Genomic DNA, 17,569 nt, shown 5'->3' on the forward strand with positions numbered 1-17,569 from the left:
ATGCTGACACAGTGGTGGAAGAGCCGAGCGGCAGGTTCACCCGACCCCGGCGCACACGCGGTCGAGATCGACTCGGTTACATACAAGTTCGGCGACCACCGCGCGGTGGACAACCTGAGTCTGGTCATCAATGCGGGGGAGTGTTTCGGCCTGCTCGGTCCCAACGGCGCAGGAAAGACTACGACGATCAGGTTGCTCAACACGTTACTTCCTCTGCAAGACGGTGACATTCGGATTCTCGGTCGCTCAGTTCGTACCGAGGCGATGACCATTCGGCGCTACCTCGGATACGTGCCACAACAGCTCTCGATCGAAAGCGCATTGACCGCGCGCGAGAACGTGACCTGGTTCGCGCGACTGTACGACGTTCCGCGGTCCGAACTACGCGAGCGCGTCGACCAGGCGCTCGAGATGGTGGACCTGCTCGATTCAGGCGATCGCCTGGCGTCGAGTTTCTCCGGCGGTATGGTGCGACGGCTCGAACTTGCACAGGCGCTGGTGAACCGACCGTCGCTGCTGGTACTCGACGAACCGACGGTGGGGCTGGATCCCATTGCCCGCGAATCCGTCTGGCAGCGAGTGGCGGAGATGCAGAAGCAGTACGGCATGACTGTGCTGCTGACGACGCACTACATGGAAGAAGCCGAGGAGCTGTGTGATCGTGTTGCGTTGATGCATCACGGTGAACTTCGGGTGGTGGGCGAGCCGAGCGAGTTGGCCGCCGAACTGGGGCCGGAGGCCACTCTCGAAGACGTGTTCCGTCACTACACCGGCGACGATCTCACCGGCGACAAGTCAGGAGGTCTCCGCGATGTCCGCAGTGCCCGTCGCACAGCGCGCCGCTTGGGCTGATCCCACTACCAACGGTTTCGCTCGATTGCTCTCGAGAATTTACACATTCTGCCTCGTGGAAGTTCAGAAGTTGCGGCACGACCGATCTGAATTGGTCACGCGCGCAATCCAGCCGATCCTCTGGTTGGTGATCTTCGGCCAGACGTTCAGTCATATCCGAGCGATCCCGACTGGCGACGTACCGTATCTCGACTTTCTCGCGCCGGGCATCATCGCGCAGTCCGCTCTTTTTGTTGCGATCTTCTACGGAATCCAGATCATCTGGGAGCGTGACGCGGGAGTCCTCACCAAATTGATGGTCACGCCGACGCCGCGCGCAGCATTGGTGACAGGTAAGGCATTCGCCGCCGGGATCCGCGCAGTCGCCCAGGCAATGGTGGTCGTCATCGTGGCGGCGCTGTTGGGCGTGAGTATGACGTGGAACCCGCTCAAACTGCTCGGGGTCGTATTGGTCGTTGTCCTGGGTTCCGCGTTCTTTGCCTGCTTGTCGGTTGCGATCGCGGGAATCGTGCTCAAACGAGATCGATTGATGGGCATCGGGCAGGCAATCACCATGCCATTGTTCTTTGCGTCCAACGCGCTGTACCCGGTCGAACTCATGCCGACGTGGGTTCAGTGGCTCAGCCGCATCAACCCGCTGAGCTACGAGGTGTCAGCACTGCGCGGTCTACTCATCGGAATGCCGACCAACTATGTCGTCGACTTCGGCGTGCTGATCGGGGCAGCGCTGCTCGGAATCGTCACCGCCTCGGCACTATTGGGCCGCTTGACTCGCTGATCTTCGCGCTGGATCAGTCACGAGTGAACGGTGGGGCGTACGTGCTGCAATCCGGAGGTACGGCCGGGAGTCCTTCGGACGAGCGAAGTTTCTCCGCAATCGACGAGAGTAGGTCCTGCGATTCAGGGGAGAGATCGACCGCTTTCATAGCCAGAGAACGCAATTCGCTGTCGTGGAACTCTTCGACAACCGAACGGTCTTCTTCCGGAATCAGTTCGGGATCTTGGCGAGGCGTCGGGCCGAAGAAGTACTCTGCTGCTACGCCGAAGTAATCGGCCAATGCCAAAACGACTTGCTCTGACGGATTTGTGCGCACACCGCTCCGGAGCTGAGAGAGGTACGGTGTCGAAATCTTGCATCCGCGTTGTGAAAGGGCTTCCACAACTTGTGCGTTGGTGAGTCTCGGGGCTGTGGCCGGGTACAAGGCGTTCAAGCGGTCCTTGAATGAATCGGTCACAATTCCTCCCTCGAGCGTGACCCAGCGTCACAGCTACTTCGCAGTTTTCACATAGTAGACGACACGGTTATTCTGGACTCCGGTCGAAAGTCCTTTCACCTGCGGATATTTGGCGCGGAGAGATTCCAAAGACTTTGTAAAGTATGTGATTTACGCCGCGTACTGACCGTTCGTTTTGCCAACGGGCGTGCGGGTGGCGTATAAGCAAAATGTCGGTGGTTACGCCGTTGTGCTGCAGGTTCTTTCGGCCGGTCCTATGTAGCTGCGTCGATGCATTGTGGCCCTGTCTGTAACGTGCGAGCGCTGTCGCCGGGCGCCGGGCGTCACTCTCTCCGGCGGTTGGCGCGCCGCGTGTTCGGAACTCTTTCTCGGTGCTCTGCTCGACGCTCGCACGTAGTGATGGGCGCGTATTTTCTCGGCAGTCGAGAGTGAGCGGGCAGGTGTGTCGACCTGTCGAAAGTGGCGCGCGTCGAAAGCGGCCGATTGGTATGTCATCGACGTTGGAACACAGTGCTTCTCGTCAGTCGCCGCTATCTCCTGCGGTGATATCAGCGTCGCCCGGACGTGTTTTGCGGCAGACCGAGCTCGAGGCGCAGCGTCCCGGCACGACATGTCGAGCGTCGCCTCTGCGTCTTTCGGATCGGAATAGCCCGCTGCGCCGGTAGTAGTCGACGTCCGTCGACATCGGGTGCGTGTCAGGACCCTTCGAAGGACTTCGCGGCTTGCACAGGGAGGGCGGCAATTCTGTCGCACAGATCTACCATCAGCCCCTGCCGTGCGCTGCTCCTCCTGCAGGATGCGTGCCTCGGCCTCGGAAGCGGCTTATGGCACGGGGCTTGCTGACCGGCGCATACTGGTTACAACGCGGTGTGTTCGAAGGGCAGGACTGACATGGTCAGTGTCGAGAAGTGGGCGATGTGGGATTCCGCCGTGGAGGTGGATGTCACCGAAGGCGCTGCGCTGCCCACTGCGCACGCGTTGATCGCAGCTGCCATCGACGAGACCGAGGCGGTGTGCGACCTTCGCCGGGGTGACGCCGAGATTCACGCCGTCAACCTCGCTCAGGGAACTCCGGTCAAAGTGACTCGGCGTATGTCTGCTCTCTTGCGGTCGGCGCTGTGGGCGGCCCGTATGACCGGCGGGGCAGTCAATCCGCTTGCCGACAACTACTCCGAGGACGAGTCCATCCCTCCGGTCCACCCGACCCCGACGTTCGAGGACGTACAGCTCGACGGCGACGTGGTGTACGCGCCCTGGGGTGCGTCGTTCGACATCACCGGAGTTGCCAAGGCAGACACCGTCGATCGCGCCGCGCAGATCGTGGCTGCCGAACTGCAATGTGGTGTTGCCGTACGGATCGGCGACGTGATCGCCACGGCCGGCCATGCACCGGCCGGTGGCTGGCAGATTCCGGTGCCGGGCAGCGAGGAAGTCGAACTGATCAACGGAACCGCGATGGCGACGGCGCGGGCGGTAGAGCTGCCCTCCTGGGAGCCGAACCAGGAGCGTCCCTCCACGGAATGGGCGCAAGTCTCGGTGATAGCGGACGACGCGGTGTGGGCGTACGCCGCGAGCGAAGCAGCGTTGATCCGGGGTATCAGCGCCATCAAATGGGTTGAACAGCAAGAGCTTCGCGCTCGGCTCGTCGACCGATCCGGACGTGTGTACGCGACGGAGAGTTGGTTCGGCCCTGCTGCCGCGTGAATCAGGCCCGTCCGCGCTCCTTGCGGTACCAGTGCACGAGTGCGTCGGTGGACGTGTCGCCGAGGTCGCGGGGTGCCTCTTCGGAGGAGAGTGCAGGTCCCAGTTCCAGTGCCTGCGTCTTGCCGAGTTCGACGCCCCACTGATCGAACGGATTGACACCCCACACAGCACCTTCGACAAATACCTGGTGCTCGTAGAGTGCGATCAACTGACCGACGACCGAGGGCGTCAATTCCTTGGCCAGGATGGTGCTCGAAGGCCGGTTGCCTGGCATCACCTTGTGCGGCACCAACTCCGGGGCCGTGCCCTCTGAAGCGATTTCTTCGGCAGTCTTGCCGAAGGCGAGAACCTTTGTCTGAGCGAAGAAGTTACTCATGAGCAGATCGTGCATGGATCCGGTGCCGTCCGCCGTCGGCAGATCGTCGGTGGATTCCGCGAAGCCGATGAAATCGGCGGGCACGAGCCACGTGCCCTGATGCAGGAGCTGATAGAACGCGTGTTGGCCGTTGGTTCCCGGCTCGCCCCAGAAGATTTCACCGGTGGACGTGGTCACCGGTGAGCCGTCGGCGCGCACCGACTTGCCGTTGGACTCCATGGTCAGCTGCTGCAGGTACGCGGGAAAGCGCAACAGGTCGTTCGAGTAGGGCAGCACTGCGCGGGACTGAGCGCCGAAGAAGTTGGAGTACCAGAGCCCGATGAGCCCGAGGAGAACCGGCGCGTTCTGCTCGAGCGGTTGGTTTCGGAAGTGCGTGTCGATCTGGTGGAAACCGTCGAGGAATTCGGCAAAACGAACGGGTCCGACGGCGCACATGACCGACAGTCCGATCGCCGAGTCGACGGAGTAGCGCCCGCCGACCCAATCCCAGAATCCGAACATGTTCGCGGTGTCGATGCCGAACTCCGCCACGCGATCACCATGGGTGGAGACTGCGACGAAATGCTTGGCTACGGCCGAGACGTCTTCGCTGCCCAGACCGGCGAACAGCCAACGCTTTGCCGCCGTCGCGTTGGTGAGCGTCTCGAGGGTGGAAAACGTCTTGGACGCGACGATGAAGAGCGTCGTCTCCGGATCGAGGTCGTCGAGCTGCCCGACCAGGTCGGCCGGGTCGATGTTGGAGACGAACCGAACGCTGATCCCGGCGTCCGCGTAGTGCCGTAGCGCGCGATAGACCATCACGGGCCCGAGGTCGGAACCGCCGATGCCGATGTTGACGATGGTGCGGATGCGCTTGCCGGTGGCGCCCGTCCACTCGCCACTGCGCACCCGATCCGCGAAAGCGCCCATCGCGTCCAGAACTTCGTGAACGTCCGCGACGACGTCCTGACCGTCGACGGTCAGAGCAGAATCCTTCGGCAGACGCAGTGCTGTGTGCAGCACGGCTCGGTCTTCCGAGCTGTTGATGTGATCGCCCGCGAACATCGCGTCGCGTCGTGCCTCGACGCCGGCCTCGCGGGCCAGCTCGACGAGTAGCGCGAGAGTCTCGCGGCTGACGCGATGCTTGCTGTAGTCGATGTGAAGATCACCGGCGTCGATCGTCAGCTCTCGCCCGCGGGCTGGATCGTCCTGGAAGAGTTCTCGCAGGTGAACGCCTTCGATGTCGGCGTAATGAGCGCGCAGTTTCTGCCAGGCTGAGGTTCCGGTGATGTCAGTGCTCACGATCATCGACTTTAGTGGCACAAGCTGGAAACTTCCGCGTGAGTCTCGCTGGCGGGCAGACGGACGCGGCTCCGACGAGCATCATGGAACCCATGGACACATTCGAATTCATTCGATCAGTTCCCACCCAGTTGTTCGTCGGCGGCCGGTTCGTGCCCGCGGAGAACAACGCGACCTTCCCGGTGGCGGATCCGGCGACCGGAAAATCGTTGACCGACGTCGCCGATGCGAGCCCCGCGGACGCGCTGCGCGCTCTCGACGAAGCCGTGGCCGTCTCGTCGAAGTGGGCGAGCACACCTGCGCGCGAGCGTGGTGAAATTCTGCGAGCCGTCTTCGAGAAGATCACCGAGCGCGCCGAGGACGTGGCGCTGCTGATGACCCTCGAAATGGGCAAGGCACTCGCCGAGAGCCGTGCCGAGGTCAAATACGGCGCCGAGTTCTTCCGGTGGTTCAGCGAGGAGGCCGTTCGCATCGGCGGGCGCTACACGCCGGCGCCGGCGGGCAACGGCCGGATCCTTGTCACCAAGGCGCCGGTCGGACCGTGTCTGGCCATCACTCCCTGGAATTTTCCGTTGGCGATGGGCACCCGCAAGATCGGACCGGCGTTGGCCGCCGGCTGCACGATCATCGTCAAGCCCGCCTCGGAGACCCCGTTGACGATGCTGCTGCTCGCTCAGCTCATGGCCGAAGCAGGGCTGCCCGACGGAGTCCTCTCGGTGTTGCCGACATCGAAATCCGGTGAAGTGACCGGCCCTCTCATCGACGACCCTCGACTGCGCAAGCTCACCTTCACCGGGTCCACCGGCGTCGGCAAGATGCTGGTGGAGAAGTCCGCGAAGCGATTGCTCCGCACGTCGATGGAATTGGGTGGCAATGCGCCCTTCGTCGTGTTCGACGACGCGGACGTAGACAAGGCAGTCGAGGGTGCGGTACTGGCCAAGCTTCGCAACGGAGGCGAAGCCTGCACCGCCGCCAACCGGTTCCATGTCGCCAACGCCGTGCGTGAGGAGTTCACGACCAAGCTGACCGAGAAGATGGCGGCGTTCACGATGGGACCGGGTACCGACCCGGAGACGAAGCTCGGCCCGCTGATCAACCAGAACCAGCTCGACACGGTCGCAGAGTTGGTTGCAGATGCGGTGGATGCCGGGGCGAAGGTTCGACTGGGCGGTAAAGCGCCAGGTGGTGAGGGTTACTTCTATCCGGCCACGGTGTTGGCCGACGTTCCGGCGAGCGCGCGGATACTGAAGGAAGAGGTGTTCGGACCCGTTGCCGCGATCACCGGCTTCGACACCGAAGCCGAAGGCATCGCGGCCGCCAACGACACCGAGTTCGGATTGGCTGCGTACATCTTCACGAGGGATCTCGACCGTGCGCTTCGGGTCTCCGACGCACTGGAATCAGGAATGATCGGCGTCAACCGAGGAGTGATCTCGGACGCGGCAGCGCCGTTCGGCGGTGTGAAGGAATCCGGATTCGGCCGCGAGGGCGGGACCGAGGGGATCGAGGAATACCTGAACACGAAGTACATCGCGCTCGAGAACTGATACACACACGAACGGCTACATCGGGACTGCCAGAGGCATCCGATGTAGCCGTTCGCAAGTGATCTGGGTGTGCGCTAGTGGCCCAGGCGTCCGCGGCCCAGGCGCAGGAGCAGCATCGCGAGGGTGTGGCCTTCCTGGCCCAGCTCGTTGAACCGTTCGAGGACCTTCATCTCTCGGCTGTGCACCAGACGCGGACCACCCGATGCCATCCGGGTACGGCCGATGATCTGGGAGACCTCGGAGCGGCGTTTGATGGCCGCGAGGATCTCGGCGTCGAGACGGTCGATTTCTTTCCGTAGTTCGTCGATCTCCGCCTCACTCTGGGGGATCTCGACGTCTGTCGGAGCAGTGTTTACAGTATTTACAGTATTTCCATTGGGGGCTGCAGCCTGGGTGCTCATTGCTATTCGTCTCCTCTTCCTACTGCGTGGATCGTGGTCTCGGCTCGGGTCGTTACCGATCCAGGCACACTGACGAAAATGCCCCGGATCCGATTCGGACCAGGGGCGGGTGAGCTGTTCAGATCACGTGCACCGAGGTCCGGGGCACGTAAAGTAACGCCACAGCGGGCCGACGGGGTCGGCCGTGTTGTCGCGAACGGAAATGCTGAACATAGCGTCCAGTTTGCCATGCTCGACACAGGTAATCCAAGTGCCTCTACCAGCAGGTGGACGCACTGACGACCGTGTCGGTGGACGCCGGTAGCGTGGACAGGCGATGAACACGTACCCAGCACTCGGTGAGCACGACGGACATTCCCAGCACGACGGGGGCGGCGCGCGAGGACATGGCGCGGGTTCGGACGCCCTCCTCGAGGGTCTCAACCCGCAACAGCGCGAGGCCGTGGTCCATGCCGGTTCGCCGTTGCTGATCGTCGCGGGCGCCGGCTCGGGCAAGACGGCAGTACTGACGCGTCGCATCGCCTATCTGCTGGCCGAACGGGGTGTCACCCCCGGTCAGATCCTGGCCATCACGTTCACCAACAAGGCTGCGGCCGAGATGCGCGAGCGTGTGGCAGCCCTTGTCGGACCGCGTGCCAACGCCATGTGGGTATCGACGTTCCACTCCAGTTGCGTGCGCATCCTGCGAGCACAGGCGGCGCTCCTGCCCGGTTTGAGCTCGAATTTCTCGATCTACGATTCCGACGATTCGCGTCGACTGCTGACGATGATCTCGAAGGACCTCGAGCTCGACACCAAACGATTCTCCGCGCGGCTTCTCGCCACTCACATCTCCAACCTGAAGAACGAACTCGTCGGACCGGAAGAGGCGGTTGTCGCAGCCGATCAGGATCCGGCCGAACTGCCGCGACTGATCGCCAAGGTCTACGGCCATTACCAACAGCGGTTGCGTGCGGCGAACGCACTCGACTTCGACGATCTCATCGGTGAGACCGTTGCGCTTCTCCAGGCGTTTCCCCAGATTGCCGAGTACTACCGCCGCCGCTTCCGTCACGTGCTCGTCGACGAGTACCAGGACACCAACCACGCGCAGTACATGCTGGTGCGTGAACTGGTCGGCGGTGCCGGAGAGTCCGACCATGCCGTTGCCCCGGCCGAATTGTGCGTCGTCGGTGACGCCGATCAGTCGATCTATGCATTCCGCGGAGCCACTATCCGCAACATCGAAGAGTTCGAACGCGACTACCCGGACGCTCGGACCATCCTTCTCGAACAGAACTACCGTTCGACGCAGAACATTCTGTCTGCGGCCAATTCCGTGATTTCCAAGAACACCGGCCGACGTGAAAAGCGTCTGTGGACCGATTCGGGTGAAGGTGAACTGATCGTCGGCTACGTTGCAGACAACGAGCACGACGAAGCATCTTTTGTCGCCTCGGAGATCGATCGGCTGGTGGACCAGGGCGAGACCAAGTTCGCCGACATCGCGGTGTTCTACCGGACCAACAACTCCTCACGCGCGCTCGAGGAGATCTTCATTCGACTCGGAGTGCCGTACAAGGTGGTCGGCGGCGTTCGCTTCTACGAGCGCAAGGAAGTTCGGGACATCGTCGCGTATCTGCGCGTCCTCGCCAACGAAGACGACACCGTGAGCCTGCGACGCATTCTCAACACGCCACGACGCGCTATCGGTGATCGAGCCGAAGCCTGCGTCGCTGTGCACTCCGAGCATCGCAACATCAGCTTCGCCGCCGCACTGCGCGACGGCGCGGAAGGCAAAGTGGCGCTGCTCAATACGCGGTCACAGAAGGCCATCGCGTCGTTCCTCGAGATGATGGACGGGCTGCGGGCCCTGCTGCCGACACCGGCCGCCGACGAGGACGAACCCTTCGAACTCGGTGACATCGGTGAGGTCGCCGAGGCAGTGCTCGAGCGAACCGGCTACCGCGCCGAGCTTGCGGCCAGCAGCGATCCACAGGACGGCGCGCGACTCGACAACTTGAACGAACTCGTCAGCGTGGCAAGAGAATTCAGCTCCGACGCACGAAACGCGGCCGGACTGATCGATCCGGACGACGAGGAAACCGCAGCAATGCGTGAAGGCGAACCCGATCCGGGTTCGCTTGCCGCCTTCCTCGAACGGGTATCGCTTGTCGCCGACGCCGATCAACTGCCGGACTCCGACGACGGCGTCGTCACGATGATGACGCTTCACACCGCCAAGGGCCTCGAGTTCCCGGTCGTCTTCGTCACCGGTTGGGAGGACGGGCAGTTCCCGCACATGCGCGCCCTCGGTGATCCGGCAGAGCTGTCCGAAGAGCGTCGACTCGCTTACGTCGGCATCACCCGTGCCAGGCAGCGCCTGTACCTGACGCGCGCGATCATGCGTTCGGCTTGGGGACAACCGATCCAGAACCCGGCGTCGCGGTTCATCCAGGAGATCCCGGAGGACCTGATCAATTGGCGCCGTGAGGATCCGGGCACCGGTGGTGGATTCGGAAGCGGCAGGCCGGGTTACGGCAGCGGAAGCCGATACGGCAGCCAGGGCGGCCAGGGATACGGTGGCGGGCAGAACTACGGGGGAGGGTCCGGCAAGGCTGCGTCGACTCCCAGTTTCGGTGCCGCGCGTGGCCGCAACAACGTTCTGGTCCTTGCCACGGGTGACCGCGTCAGTCACGACAAGTACGGTCTGGGCACCGTGTTGGAAACCAAGGGCACCGGACCCACCGCGACGGTCACCATCGACTTCGGTAGCGCGGGCAAGGTGCGGTTGATGCTCATCGGCGGTGTGCCGATGGTCAAGCTGTAGAAGACAGACAAAAAATTTCCGGCCCGTACCTGGAAAGGTGCGGGCCGGAAATTTTTGTCAGAAGCGTTGGGCTTGCGGTCAGTCCTGCTCGATACCGAGGCTGATGCCGCGTGATGCGAGCCAAGGGAGGGGGTCGATCTTGTTCTCGCCGGCGAGGTGAACCTCGAAGTGAAGGTGGGGGCCGGTGGAGAAGCCGCGGTTGCCGACAGTGGCGATCTGGTCGCCGGCCATGACCTGCTGACCGACGGTGACGGTGGACGTGTCGATGTGGCCGTAGACGGTGATCGTTCCGTCTGCGTGCTGTAGGCGTACCCACATGCCGAATCCGGAAGCCGGACCTGAATCGATGACCTTGCCGTCGGCGACTGCGACGATGGGCGTCCCGATCGGGGCGGCGATGTCGACGCCGGCGTGCAGGGTGCCCCAGCGGGTGCCGAAGTTGGACGTGAACGTGCCGACTGCCGGCAGGACGAACAGCGGGCGACGGGCAGCTGCTTCGCGTGCTGCGCGCTCGTCACTGAAACGCTGGCCCTTGGCAAGCAGGTTGCTGAACTGGGAGAGGTCGGTCGGTGCTGCGACGTTGAGGACCTGGGGAGCGTCGGCCTCGGTGGTGGCTGCCGTGGAGGTGGCCGGAGCGAACTGAGCGGCCTGCGGTTCTGCGGTGGTGCCGATCGCGGAGGACTCGTTGGCGAGTGCAACTTCCGAGTGGTCGGCGGCGGAAGAGGAACCGTCGTTGACAACTGCCTGGCCCGCGGCGACAACTGCGCCGGCTGCAACTGCCAGAACGGCGGCGCGGCCCTTGAGAGCAGAGGGAGGGGTGGGGAGTCGGTGAGCACCGCTGCGGCGAACCGGAGATTCGACATCGACTGTCGGTGCGGAGGAGGCGTAAGTGGGGGTGCTGATCACGTCGGACTCGACGAACTCGTGAGAGTCGGAATCTGACGACGTGGAGGATGAATTTCGAGTGAACATATCGGTAGAGATCTCAGAACTTTTGGTCTCGGTGTAACGCCTGGCCGAGTGCGTTGGATAAGTGGTCGTGACCTCGTCTGGAGCTGAGTTCGAGAACCTACTAGCGGTGAACTGGCTGCGGTGATGCATATGCCGGTTCTCTCCTCGAGTTCGTGATCAGCCCGTGACTTAGACCGACTGACGGTAACGAAATGATTGCGATGGGCGCAAGCCGTAGCGGAAACCTGTCCGATTATGTGACGTGCCTCACAGCTTGACCTGGGAATATGTCGATACGGGCAAAACGGACGAATCATCTCGTTTCGTGATCACGCGTGTCACAACCGGATCACCGGTCCATTCAGGCACTACCGTCGATCGAGTGTCCACAACACCTGGAACTACGTCGCAGGCGCGTTTCGACGACCCCGGAGTGAAGTCCGGGGCGCCACTCGCGGCGGTAATCGGACTGCTCGGTGCCGTCGGAGTGGCGGCCAGTCCCGTCGTCGGAGTCGGGAGTGGCCGCGGGGTCGACACGACGGGGGCTCTTGCTTCTGCCGCTCTCTTCGCGGCCGTCTGCACGATCATCGTGCCGTTGGTTGCAGTGCTCACCTCGGGCCGCAGGCCTGCCTTGGCCGGTGGACTCCTGGCCGGTATCGGAGCGGTGTCGCTCGGAGCGGCAATTCTCGACGTCCAGTTGTTCGTCGACGCAATCGATGCAAACCGCTTGGACCTTTTCCGTCCGATTTCGGCGGGTTCGATCGATGCGGGTCCGGGCGCTTATCTCGCGCTCGCGGGACACTGCCTTCTTGTCCTGTCCGGGGTGCTCGGACTTGTCGCTGTCCATCGTGAATCGGAACGGGACGGATACGGCAGCGCTCGCGCCGCAGAATTCGACGGGCGATCGGTTGGCGGACGGATCGGCGCGTGGCCGACAGCGCTGCTGATTCTGGCCGCAGTGGTGTTCGTGCTCTCCCTGTTCGGTCCTTCCTTCAGTTCGCAGGATCCGATCTTTCTGGTCAAACCGCTCGTCGACTCGGTGTCGGCCACCGCCGTCGGTACAGGATTGGTGGGCGTCGCGGTGCTCGTTGCGGTCGCGGCGGCGTTGACGTCCATCTCGCTGCCGGTGGGCTGCGGCGCCCTGATCGGTGTCGGCCTCGGCGCACTCGCAGTCAGTGGAACCAGGGTGGTGGCTGGGTTCGCGGCCGGCGATCGGATCGGCGTCGGTTCGGGATCCGTGGTCGGGGCACTGGCCGCCGTGGTCATCGTCGTGATCGGAGTTTCAGCGCCTTACCTCGCATCCAGGCGTGAAGCAGATGCGATTCCCGCTGAAAGTGTGGTCCGCGCACCTGCGAAGACAACAAAGGGTGCGCTCAAAGCAGCGATGGTGGCTCAGTCCCGGGCGGCGCAAGCGCGGGTCGACAGACTTCACCGCGTCGCCGGTACCGCCGCAATCATCACTGCGGCTGTTGCGGGCGTCGGCTCGGCTTTGCCTGTCCTGTCGTTGCCGGACGGAATCCCGGAGCCGTCGATGCTGTCGTCTCGAGTTGTCCTGCTCGCCGCTGCCGTATTGCTCCTCGCCGCGCTGGGCCTGTTTGCCCCGGGCCGCGCCGCCGTGGTGCGTCCGGCCGTCGGAGTGCTGTGGACCACCGTCGTGATGGGCGTCGCGGCTGTGATGCAGTCGGCGGTCATCGCGACGGACGTACCAGGCGTCGGGTTAGGTGCCGGCGCCTTCGTGCTTTGTGGCGCGGCTCTCCTCGCTGCGGCGACGGGACTGCTCGTCTGGCTGGCGGGAAGCGCAGAACGTGAAGACGTCGACACGTCGGTAGACGGCGGTTCGAGAGGGCTGGTGCTTCTCGTCGGTGGGATCGGCGCAGTCGCAGTCCTGATCGGGACCGCGCTTCCCCTCTATCGGGGTGACGCCTACACAGCGGCGTCAGTTCTGGAGTGGCCGTGGGGAATTGACGTCTGGGGGCAACTGCTCGTCGGCGTCACCGTCGTGATCGCCGCTGTGATCGCAGCGTCTGCGCGGCCGGCTCGAGGCGCGGCATTGCTGATCGGATCTGCCGTGGCAGCTCTGGTGTACGTCAGTGAGTGGCCGCTCACGTCATCGCGCATATCGGACGCAACCGTGGGGGTGGGTGCGATCACAGCGGCCACGGGCATAGTGTTGCTTCTCGTTGCAGCGTTCTCGAGCGCAAGAATCAGTGAGACTGATGCTTGACAAATTCGGTGTGGCCACCTTGCTCGATCGGTGAGGCGTGCCTCATTGCGCATTTGCGCGTGACTTGGGCCACATAGCATCAGTGCGGGCGCAAACCGAACGCGGCAACTGGTTAAAGTCCAGAACAGACCCGCTCCTACCCCTCGAGCGGGTGACAACGCAGACGAGACGGTGAGCAGATGGATCTCTTCGAATACCAGGCGAAGGAACTCTTCGCCAAGCACGGAGTGCCGACTTCGGCTGGACGTGTTACAGACACAGTCGCCGGCGCACGCGAGATTGCCGAAGAAATCGGTAAGCCCGTGATGGTGAAGGCACAGGTCAAGGTAGGCGGCCGCGGCAAGGCCGGTGGCGTCAAGTACTCGCCCGACGTGGATGCCGCAGTGGCAAACGCCGAGGCAATCCTGGGCCTGGACATCAAGGGCCATGTCGTCAAGAAGCTGCTGGTCGCAGAGGCAAGTGACATTGCCGAGGAGTACTACATCTCCTTCCTGCTCGACCGCACCAACCGCACCTACCTGGCCATGTGCTCGGTAGAGGGTGGCGTCGAGATCGAGGTCACCGCCGAGGAGAACCCCGACGCTCTCGCCAAGATCCCCGTCGACGCAGTCAAGGGCGTCGACCTCGCGTTCGCGCGCAGCATCGCCGAGGCAGGAAAGCTGCCCGCAGAGGTGCTCGACGCAGCGGCCGTCACGATCCAGAAGCTGTGGGAGGTCTTCATCAACGAGGACGCGCTCCTCGTCGAGGTCAACCCCCTCGTTCGTACGCCTGACGATCAGATCCTCGCCCTCGACGGCAAGGTCACCCTCGACGAGAACGCAGCGTTCCGTCAGCCCGGCCACGAGGCATTCGAGGATCGCGACGCTACCGATCCCCTCGAGCTCAAGGCCAAGGAAAACGACCTCAACTACGTCAAGCTCGACGGTGAGGTCGGAATCATCGGCAACGGCGCAGGCCTGGTCATGTCCACCCTGGACGTCGTCGCATACGCCGGCGAGAACCACGGTGGCGTCAAGCCCGCCAACTTCCTCGACATCGGCGGCGGAGCTTCCGCTGCAGTCATGGCTGCCGGCCTCGACGTCATCCTGAACGACGCACAGGTCAAGAGCGTGTTCGTCAACGTCTTCGGCGGCATCACCGCGTGTGACGCAGTTGCCAACGGCATCGTCGGCGCACTGAAGACCCTGGGCGACGAGGCCAACAAGCCGCTCGTCGTTCGCCTGGACGGAAACAACGTCGAAGAGGGTCGTCGCATCCTCGCCGAGGCCAACCACCCGCTGGTCACGGTCGTCGCAACCATGGACGAGGCCGCCGACAAGGCCGCCGAACTCGCTCACGCAGCGAAGTAAGGGACTCACAGAACAATGGCAATCTTCCTCACCAAGGATTCAAAGGTCATCGTCCAGGGCATCACCGGCGGCGAGGGCACCAAGCACACCGCTCTGATGCTCAAGGCCGGCACCCAGGTCGTCGGCGGCGTCAACGCTCGCAAGGCCGGCACCACGGTCTCGCACGTTGCTGCTGACGGTTCCCCTGTCGAGCTCCCCGTCTTCGCGACGGTCGAAGAGGCAATCAAGGAGACCGGCGCAGACGTCTCCATCGCATTCGTTCCCCCGGCCTTCTCGAAGGACGCCATCGTCGAGGCCATCGACGCGGAGATCCCGCTCCTCGTGGTCATCACCGAGGGCATCCCGGTTCAGGACTCCGCTTACGCTTGGGCGTACAACGAGTCCAAGGGCAAGAAGACGCGCATCATCGGACCGAACTGCCCCGGCATCATCACCCCGGGTGAGGCCCTCGTCGGCATCACGCCCGCCAACATTGCAGGCACCGGCCCCATCGGCCTGGTCTCCAAGTCGGGCACCCTGACCTACCAGATGATGTACGAACTCCGTGACTTCGGCTTCTCCACCGCCATCGGCATCGGCGGCGACCCGGTCATCGGAACCACCCACATCGACGCCATCGAGGCGTTCGAGAAGGATCCCGAGACCAAGGTCATCGTGATGATCGGTGAAATCGGTGGCGACGCGGAAGAGCGTGCAGCCGATTACATCAAGGCCAACGTCACCAAGCCGGTCGTCGGCTACGTGGCTGGCTTCACCGCTCCCGAAGGTAAGACCATGGGCCACGCAGGCGCCATCGTCTCCGGTTCCTCGGGAACGGCTCAGGCAAAGCAGGAAGCTCTCGAAGCTGCAGGCGTGAAGGTCGGCAAGACGCCGTCCGCCACTGCTGCTCTCGCTCGCGAGATTCTTCAGTCCCTGTAAGGGGCTTCGCCCCCGTGCGTGGTTAGGGAGTCTCCGGACTCCTTAACCACGCACAGTGGTATCGACCCACATCGACCCGGCAGGTTCCAACTGCCCGGCACCGGATGTGATGGATGCGACGATCGAGTCGAGATCGTCGGCGTCACCGGCGGCGAGCGTCATCACCGCCTTCGATCCATACGCAGTTCCGAGCACCGAGACGCCCCGCGCTCTCAGCTCCGCTTCCACCCGACCGGCCTCTGAGTGCCGGATCGCCAAAGTGCGCAGGATCTTCCTCTCCCTGGCCACAAGCTCGGCCGAATCGAGAGCAACCGAGACGGCTCCCGAATACGCGCGGACCAATCCACCGGCGCCGAGCTTGATTCCGCCGAAGTAGCGCGTGACGACAACAATCACATCGACCAGATCTCGAGACTTGAGAACCTGAAGCATCGGCACCCCGGCAGTCCCGCCTGGTTCGCCGTCGTCGTGTGCACGCTCGACGCGTGAGTTCGCTTCGTATCCGATCACGAAAGCCGAACAATGATGGCGCGCATCGGGATACAGCGACTTCTGCTCCGCGACGAACTCCGTGGCGGCTTCGGCGTCGTCGATCCGGCGAAGCGCGGCGATGAATCGTGAGTGCTTCACCTCGGTTTCGACGACATGGTCGGCGCCGGGCGCGAGGGTGAAGGGCATCTGCCCATTGTCTCCTGTCGGTGTTAGCGTGCGAAGTCGAGACACATACGCTGGTAACCATCGAAGACCGTCTACGAGGAGAAGTCATGACGTTCACGCCGCAAGGGCCCAGCTTCGGGCCACCGAATCAGCCGGCAGCGGGCGGTGGAACCAAGAATCTCGGATTCATCCTGCTCATCGCCGTCGCGGCACTCGGCCTGATCAATTTCCTACTCGGTTTTGCGCCTTTCACGTCGATCAGTGGAAGCAGCAGCGGCATCGGTAGCGGTCTGGACACCAGTTCGAGCTTCTTCGAGTCGAGCATCTACGGCCTCGGATTCGTTTTCGCCGGCGGTGTGGTCGCAGGCGTATCGCTCCTCCCGAAGCAGTCGTATGCAGGTATTGCCGCAGCGCTCACCCTCACGGGTTTCTTCGCTTTGGTGTTCGCCGCGTTCTCCGTAGGTACCAGCGACTACGTCGACATCAGCCTCGGTTGGGGTCTGATCATCGTGCTGATCCTCTCGTTCGTGCAGACGGTCGTCGCAGTCGCCGCGTTGTTGTTCGAGATCGGAATCCTGAAGGCTCCCGCGCCGCGTCCGGTAGCTCAGCAGTACGGTCAGCCGCAGGGCTATGGCCAGCCCCAGGGCCAGGCGCCGGGGCAGGCGCCAGGTCAGCCACAGGGATACGGACAGGCTCAGTACGGCCAGCCGCAGCAGGCTCAGCAGCCGGGCCAGTACCAGCAGAATCCGCAGTACGGGCAGGCGCAGCAGCAGGGATACGGGGGAGCGCACGCCGCCCCCGCCGACCCGACTGCTTCGCAGCAGCCTTACGGCCAGACTGCGTCTCCCTACGGTCAGAACCCGGTGCAGAATCCCGCACAGACCGACTCGGCCGCGACGACGTCGTCTTACTATCCGCTGACCTCGCAGCCCGCGAGTCAGCCGAACCCGAGTTACTCGTCGGATCAGTTCACCGCCCCGCGCGGTTACGGCCAGCCGTACAACCAGCAGCAGACTGGCTCGACCGAGCAGCCGACGGGCTTCGAGCCGCCCACTTTCGAAGCGCCGACGCCGTCTGCTGAGCCTGACCAGGGCAGCAGCGATTCCGCGGCCGAGACCAAGGTCTTCGGGTCGCAGAACCCCGACGAGCGTCAGCAGTAGTACTACTTCGTTTCACGAACATGAATGTGGCCTCCGACCCGCTGCGGGTGGAGGCCACATTCCGTGAGCCCGACGGCGCGCCTGAGTGCGCGGCGCACTATCGAG

The 17,569-nt window shown here is 63.3% G+C and carries 14 protein-coding genes; 9 read left to right on the plus strand and 5 right to left on the minus strand.

Annotated features, from left to right (window positions below):
* Both AC1DVN_RS19345 and AC1DVN_RS19350 read left to right on the plus strand, forming a co-directional pair.
* Complete coding sequence (locus AC1DVN_RS19345) at nucleotides 1-852, plus strand: ABC transporter ATP-binding protein (protein WP_477994132.1); 852 nt, start codon at nucleotides 1-3, stop codon at nucleotides 850-852.
* Entirely contained in the window at nucleotides 812-1,630 is an 819-nt protein-coding gene (locus AC1DVN_RS19350) for an ABC transporter permease (RefSeq protein WP_019744762.1), read from the plus strand. Before AC1DVN_RS19345 ends, AC1DVN_RS19350 begins: the two co-directional genes overlap by 41 nt.
* Before the next feature lie 13 nt (nucleotides 1,631-1,643).
* Here AC1DVN_RS19350 and AC1DVN_RS19355 read toward each other — a convergent pair whose 3' ends face one another.
* On the minus strand, nucleotides 1,644-2,087 hold the full coding sequence (locus AC1DVN_RS19355) for a helix-turn-helix domain-containing protein (protein WP_019744761.1): 444 nt from the start codon (nucleotides 2,085-2,087) through the stop codon (nucleotides 1,644-1,646).
* Between the two features lie 891 nt (nucleotides 2,088-2,978).
* Between AC1DVN_RS19355 and AC1DVN_RS19360 the strand changes: the two genes are divergently transcribed.
* Nucleotides 2,979-3,791 (plus strand): FAD:protein FMN transferase, encoded by an 813-nt coding sequence (locus tag AC1DVN_RS19360; RefSeq protein WP_020970361.1) that lies wholly within the window; start codon nucleotides 2,979-2,981, stop codon nucleotides 3,789-3,791.
* 1 nt (nucleotide 3,792) lies between these two features.
* Here AC1DVN_RS19360 and pgi read toward each other — a convergent pair whose 3' ends face one another.
* Nucleotides 3,793-5,448: a glucose-6-phosphate isomerase gene (gene pgi / locus AC1DVN_RS19365; RefSeq protein WP_477994133.1), complete on the minus strand. Its 1,656-nt coding sequence runs from the start codon at nucleotides 5,446-5,448 to the stop codon at nucleotides 3,793-3,795.
* A 92-nt stretch (nucleotides 5,449-5,540) separates the two neighbouring features.
* On the opposite strand from pgi, the gene AC1DVN_RS19370 reads away from it, so the two are divergent.
* Nucleotides 5,541-6,995, plus strand: a complete 1,455-nt coding sequence (locus tag AC1DVN_RS19370) for an NAD-dependent succinate-semialdehyde dehydrogenase (RefSeq protein WP_024487185.1) — start codon at nucleotides 5,541-5,543, stop codon at nucleotides 6,993-6,995.
* A 74-nt stretch (nucleotides 6,996-7,069) separates the two neighbouring features.
* On the opposite strand, the gene AC1DVN_RS19375 is transcribed toward AC1DVN_RS19370, so the two are convergent.
* Nucleotides 7,070-7,396 (minus strand): chorismate mutase, encoded by a 327-nt coding sequence (locus tag AC1DVN_RS19375; protein ID WP_019744757.1) that lies wholly within the window; start codon nucleotides 7,394-7,396, stop codon nucleotides 7,070-7,072.
* A gap of 316 nt (nucleotides 7,397-7,712) precedes the next feature.
* Here AC1DVN_RS19375 and pcrA point away from each other — a divergent pair, with 316 nt between their 5' ends.
* Nucleotides 7,713-10,205 carry a DNA helicase PcrA gene (gene pcrA / locus AC1DVN_RS19380; protein WP_477994134.1) on the plus strand — a complete coding sequence of 831 codons (2,493 nt, stop codon included), beginning with the start codon at nucleotides 7,713-7,715 and terminating at the stop codon, nucleotides 10,203-10,205.
* 78 nt (nucleotides 10,206-10,283) lie between these two features.
* Here the strand turns inward: pcrA and AC1DVN_RS19385 are convergent, their stop codons facing one another.
* A complete protein-coding gene (locus AC1DVN_RS19385) occupies nucleotides 10,284-11,306 on the minus strand; it encodes a M23 family metallopeptidase (RefSeq protein ID WP_020970357.1) in 1,023 nt (340 codons plus the stop codon).
* A gap of 232 nt (nucleotides 11,307-11,538) precedes the next feature.
* Between AC1DVN_RS19385 and AC1DVN_RS19390 the strand changes: the two genes are divergently transcribed.
* The 3 genes from AC1DVN_RS19390 (at nucleotide 11,539) to sucD (ending at nucleotide 15,647) form a co-directional block, all read left to right on the plus strand.
* Nucleotides 11,539-13,380, plus strand: a complete 1,842-nt coding sequence (locus tag AC1DVN_RS19390) for a hypothetical protein (RefSeq protein WP_257207222.1) — start codon at nucleotides 11,539-11,541, stop codon at nucleotides 13,378-13,380.
* A 179-nt stretch (nucleotides 13,381-13,559) separates the two neighbouring features.
* A complete protein-coding gene (gene sucC, locus AC1DVN_RS19395) occupies nucleotides 13,560-14,729 on the plus strand; it encodes an ADP-forming succinate--CoA ligase subunit beta (protein ID WP_019744753.1) in 1,170 nt (389 codons plus the stop codon).
* Between the two features lie 15 nt (nucleotides 14,730-14,744).
* Nucleotides 14,745-15,647, plus strand: coding sequence for a succinate--CoA ligase subunit alpha (sucD, locus tag AC1DVN_RS19400; RefSeq protein ID WP_003946432.1), 903 nt, complete (start codon nucleotides 14,745-14,747; stop codon nucleotides 15,645-15,647).
* A gap of 42 nt (nucleotides 15,648-15,689) precedes the next feature.
* Here the strand turns inward: sucD and AC1DVN_RS19405 are convergent, their stop codons facing one another.
* Complete coding sequence (locus AC1DVN_RS19405) at nucleotides 15,690-16,325, minus strand: IMPACT family protein (RefSeq protein ID WP_019744752.1); 636 nt, start codon at nucleotides 16,323-16,325, stop codon at nucleotides 15,690-15,692.
* Between the two features lie 86 nt (nucleotides 16,326-16,411).
* Between AC1DVN_RS19405 and AC1DVN_RS19410 the strand changes: the two genes are divergently transcribed.
* Nucleotides 16,412-17,464 (plus strand): DUF5336 domain-containing protein, encoded by a 1,053-nt coding sequence (locus tag AC1DVN_RS19410; RefSeq protein WP_019744751.1) that lies wholly within the window; start codon nucleotides 16,412-16,414, stop codon nucleotides 17,462-17,464.
* Nucleotides 17,465-17,569 lie beyond the last annotated feature (105 nt).

The organism is Rhodococcus sp. P4_E4, assembly GCF_056401575.1.